The 5191-nt window shown below is 56.3% G+C and carries 2 rRNA genes; both read left to right on the top strand.

Annotated elements, in window-relative coordinates:
* Window positions 1-70 precede the first annotated feature (70 nt).
* Window positions 71-1602, top strand: a 16S ribosomal RNA gene (locus ACYVI5_RS18860).
* A gap of 424 nt (window positions 1603-2026) precedes the next feature.
* Window positions 2027-5172 (top strand): 23S ribosomal RNA (locus tag ACYVI5_RS18855).
* Together the 16S and 23S rRNA genes form the textbook arrangement of a ribosomal RNA operon.
* The last annotated feature ends 19 nt before the right edge of the window (window positions 5173-5191 follow it).

The raw sequence follows: 5191 nt of genomic DNA, 5'->3' as shown, positions 1-5191 counted from the left end.
TCTGTGGGTCTTTTGGCCTGCTGGGTGAATTTTCCGGCGCGGCCTTTTTGGGTTGTGTTGGTTTTGTTCATTTATGGAGAGTTTGATCCTGGCTCAGGACGAACGCTGGCGGCGTGCTTAACACATGCAAGTCGAACGATGATCCCTGGTGCTTGCACTGGGGGGATTAGTGGCGAACGGGTGAGTAACACGTGAGCAATCTGCCCTTGACTCTGGGATAAGCGCTGGAAACGGCGTCTAATACTGGATATGACCCTCGCAGGCATCTGCTGGGGGTGGAAAGGTTTTTCTGGTTGGGGATGAGCTCGCGGCCTATCAGCTTGTTGGTGAGGTAATGGCTTACCAAGGCGACGACGGGTAGCCGGCCTGAGAGGGTGACCGGCCACACTGGGACTGAGACACGGCCCAGACTCCTACGGGAGGCAGCAGTGGGGAATATTGCACAATGGGCGCAAGCCTGATGCAGCAACGCCGCGTGGGGGATGACGGCCTTCGGGTTGTAAACCTCTTTTGGCAGGGAAGAAGCCTTTGGGTGACGGTACCTGCAGAAGAAGCACCGGCTAACTACGTGCCAGCAGCCGCGGTAATACGTAGGGTGCGAGCGTTGTCCGGAATTATTGGGCGTAAAGAGCTCGTAGGCGGTTTGTCGCGTCTGCTGTGAAATCCCGAGGCTCAACCTCGGGCCTGCAGTGGGTACGGGCAGACTGGAGTGCGGTAGGGGAGAATGGAACTCCTGGTGTAGCGGTGGAATGCGCAGATATCAGGAAGAACACCGATGGCGAAGGCAGTTCTCTGGGCCGTAACTGACGCTGAGGAGCGAAAGCGTGGGGAGCGAACAGGATTAGATACCCTGGTAGTCCACGCCGTAAACGTTGGGCGCTAGATGTGGGGACCATTCCACGGTTTCCGTGTCGCAGCTAACGCATTAAGCGCCCCGCCTGGGGAGTACGGCCGCAAGGCTAAAACTCAAAGGAATTGACGGGGGCCCGCACAAGCGGCGGAGCATGCGGATTAATTCGATGCAACGCGAAGAACCTTACCAAGGCTTGACATACACCGGAACGCCCTAGAAATAGGGAACTCTTTGGACACTGGTGGACAGGTGGTGCATGGTTGTCGTCAGCTCGTGTCGTGAGATGTTGGGTTAAGTCCCGCAACGAGCGCAACCCTCGTTCTATGTTGCCAGCACGTGATGGTGGGAACTCATAGGAGACTGCCGGGGTCAACTCGGAGGAAGGTGGGGATGACGTCAAATCATCATGCCCCTTATGTCTTGGGCTTCACGCATGCTACAATGGCCGGTACAAAGGGCTGCGATGCCGTAAGGTGGAGCGAATCCCAAAAAGCCGGTCTCAGTTCGGATTGAGGTCTGCAACTCGACCTCATGAAGTCGGAGTCGCTAGTAATCGCAGATCAGCAACGCTGCGGTGAATACGTTCCCGGGCCTTGTACACACCGCCCGTCAAGTCATGAAAGTCGGTAACACCCGAAGCCGGTGGCCCAACCCCTTGTGGGAGGGAGCCGTCGAAGGTGGGATCGGTGATTAGGACTAAGTCGTAACAAGGTAGCCGTACCGGAAGGTGCGGCTGGATCACCTCCTTTCTAAGGAGCAACTGGCACCGTTGGGTGTCCAGGCGCCAGGCCGAGGCGAGTGTTCTCGGCTGGTTAGCTCATGGGTGGAACATTGACATTGGTGCGGGACCGAACGGTTCCCTGTTCAGTACGGCTCCTTCGGGGGCAAGGAACGGCAGGGTCCCGGATGTGGTTTCGCACATGCACGCTGTTGGGTCCTGAGGGACCGGGCCGGCCGGGTGGCTGGACCTGAACCTCTGGGCCCATCTGTTGTCTTGCCGTGTGGTGGGGTTGCGGGTGGGTGCCGACCGTATTTTGAGAACTCCATAGTGGACGCGAGCATCTTCGACTCTGACCCGTTTTCGGGTTGGGGTCATGATGATCTGATTTTTTGAAAGATCATTGGTCAATCCGCTCACCGTTTGGTGGGCTGATCGATTCAGACTCATGTGTTTTTCAAGTTTTTAAGAGCGAACGGTGGATGCCTTGGCATCTGGAGCCGAAGAAGGACGTAGCAATCTGCGATAAGCCTCGGGGAGTTGATAAGCGAACTGTGATCCGAGGGTGTCCGAATGGGGAAACCTGGCCAGGCCCTTTGTGGTGACCTGGTGACTCCCGCCTGAATGTATAGGGCGGGTAGAGGGAACGTGGGGAAGTGAAACATCTCAGTACCCACAGGAAGAGAAAACAATAGTGATTCCGTTAGTAGTGGCGAGCGAACGCGGATGAGGCTAAACCGTGCCATGTGTGATAGCCGGCGGGCGTTGCATGGTCGGGGTTGTGGGACTTTCCGTTGCTGTTCTGCCGGGCAGTTGGCGTGATGCGTGCGTGTAGGCGAACCACTTTGAATGGTGGGCCGTAGTGGGTGCGAGCCCCGTAGCCGAAATGCGTGACGCAGCGTGGAGAGGATCCCAAGTAGCACGGGGCCCGAGAAATCCCGTGTGAATCTGTCAGGACCACCTGATAAGCCTAAATACTCCCAGATGACCGATAGCGGACAAGTACCGTGAGGGAAAGGTGAAAAGTACCCCGGGAGGGGAGTGAAATAGTACCTGAAACCGTTTGCTTACAAACCGTCGGAGCCTCCTTTGTTGGGGTGACGGCGTGCCTTTTGAAGAATGAGCCTGCGAGTTAGTGATACGTGGCGAGGTTAACCCGTGTGGGGTAGCCGTAGCGAAAGCGAGTCCGAAGAGGGCGATCGTAGTCGCGTGTTCTAGACCCGAAGCGAAGTGATCTACCCATGGCCAGGTTGAAGCGACGGTAAGACGTCGTGGAGGACCGAACCCACTTCAGTTGAAAATGGAGGGGATGAGCTGTGGGTAGGGGTGAAAGGCCAATCAAACTTCGTGATAGCTGGTTCTCTCCGAAATGCATTTAGGTGCAGCGTTGCGTGTTTCTTGCCGGAGGTAGAGCTACTGGATGGCCGATGGGCCCTACAAGGTTACTGACGTCAGCCAAACTCCGAATGCCGGTAAGTGAGAGCGCAGCAGTGAGACGGTGGGGGATAAGCTTCATCGTCGAGAGGGAAACAACCCAGACCACCAACTAAGGTCCCTAAGCGCGTGCTAAGTGGGAAAGGATGTGGAGTTGCATAGACAACCAGGAGGTTGGCTTAGAAGCAGCCACCCTTGAAAGAGTGCGTAATAGCTCACTGGTCAAGTGATTCCGCGCCGACAATGTAACGGGGCTCAAGCACGCCACCGAAGTTGTGGCATTGACGCATAGACATAAGCCGCCGGCCTTGTTGCCGGTTGGTTCAGTGGTGTTGATGGGTAGGAGAGCGTCGTGTGGCGGGTGAAGCGGCGGAGTGATCCAGCCGTGGACGCCACACGAGTGAGAATGCAGGCATGAGTAGCGAAAGACGGGTGAGAAACCCGTCCTCCGAAAGACCAAGGGTTCCAGGGCCAGGCTAATCCGCCCTGGGTAAGTCGGGACCTAAGGCGAGGCCGACAGGCGTAGTCGATGGACAACGGGTTGATATTCCCGTACCGGCGAAGAACCGTCCCAGTCAATCCAGTGATGCTAAGAGCCCGAAACCCTCAACGACTGATCCCTTTTAGGGTGAGGCGTGGGGGAGGTAGCGCTCGACCCTATGCTGGTGCGGCTAGCGTATTAACAGGTGTGACGCAGGAAGGTAGCCGATGCCGGGCGATGGTTGTCCCGGTGCAAGTGCGTAGACCGGACGATAGGCAAATCCGTCGTCCTTGATGGTTGAGACACGATGCGGACCCGTAAGGGGAAGTTGGTGATCCTATGCTGCCGAGAAAAGCATCGACGCGAGGTTCCAGCCGCCCGTACCCTAAACCGACTCAGGTGGTCAGGTAGAGAATACCGAGGAGATCGAGAGAATCGTGGTTAAGGAACTCGGCAAAATGCCCCCGTAACTTCGGGAGAAGGGGGGCCTGAAGCGTGAACCCACTTGCTGGGGGAAGCGTGTGATGGCCGCAGAGACCAGTGGGAAGCGACTGTTTACTAAAAACACAGGTCCGTGCCAAGTCGCAAGACGATGTATACGGACTGACGCCTGCCCGGTGCTGGAAGGTTAAGAGGAACGGTTAGCCCTGTAGGGCGAAGCTGAGAATTTAAGCCCCAGTAAACGGCGGTGGTAACTATAACCATCCTAAGGTAGCGAAATTCCTTGTCGGGTAAGTTCCGACCTGCACGAATGGCGTAACGACTTCCCAGCTGTCTCAACCGCGAACTCGGCGAAATTGCACTACGAGTAAAGATGCTCGTTACGCGCAGCAGGACGGAAAGACCCCGTGACCTTTACTACAGCTTGGTATTGGTGTTCGGTGTGGCTTGTGTAGGATAGGTGGGAGACTATGAAGCGGGCACGCTAGTGTTCGTGGAGTCATTGTTGAAATACCACTCTGGTCACTCTGGATGTCTAACTTCGAACCGTAATCCGGTTCAGGGACAGTGCCTGGTGGGTAGTTTAACTGGGGCGGTTGCCTCCTAAAGAGTAACGGAGGCGCCCAAAGGTTCCCTCAACCTGGTTGGCAATCAGGTGGCGAGTGTAAGTGCACAAGGGAGCTTGACTGTGAGACTGACAGGTCGAGCAGGGACGAAAGTCGGGACTAGTGATCCGGCAGTGGCTTGTGGAAGCGCTGTCGCTCAACGGATAAAAGGTACCTCGGGGATAACAGGCTGATCTTGCCCAAGAGTCCATATCGACGGCATGGTTTGGCACCTCGATGTCGGCTCGTCGCATCCTGGGGCTGGAGTAGGTCCCAAGGGTTGGGCTGTTCGCCCATTAAAGCGGTACGCGAGCTGGGTTTAGAACGTCGTGAGACAGTTCGGTCCCTATCCGCTGCGCGCGTAGGAAGTTTGAGAGGATCTGACCCTAGTACGAGAGGACCGGGTTGGACGAACCTCTGGTGTGTCAGTTGTTCCGCCAGGAGCACCGCTGATTAGCTACGTTCGGGATGGATAACCGCTGAAAGCATCTAAGCGGGAAGCCGGCCTCAAGATGAGACTTCCAACCCCGCAAGGGGGAGAGGCTCCCAGCTAGACGACTGGGTTGATAGGCCGGATGTGGAAGCAAGGACTAAAGACTTGTGCAGCTGACCGGTACTAATAAGCCAACAACTTGACAAACACTTCACCGTCTGAATTG

It is taken from the genome of Humibacter ginsengisoli (assembly GCF_054780095.1).
The sequence above is the reverse complement of the archived record's forward strand: the minus strand, read 5'-3'. Positions and strand labels throughout refer to the sequence as shown.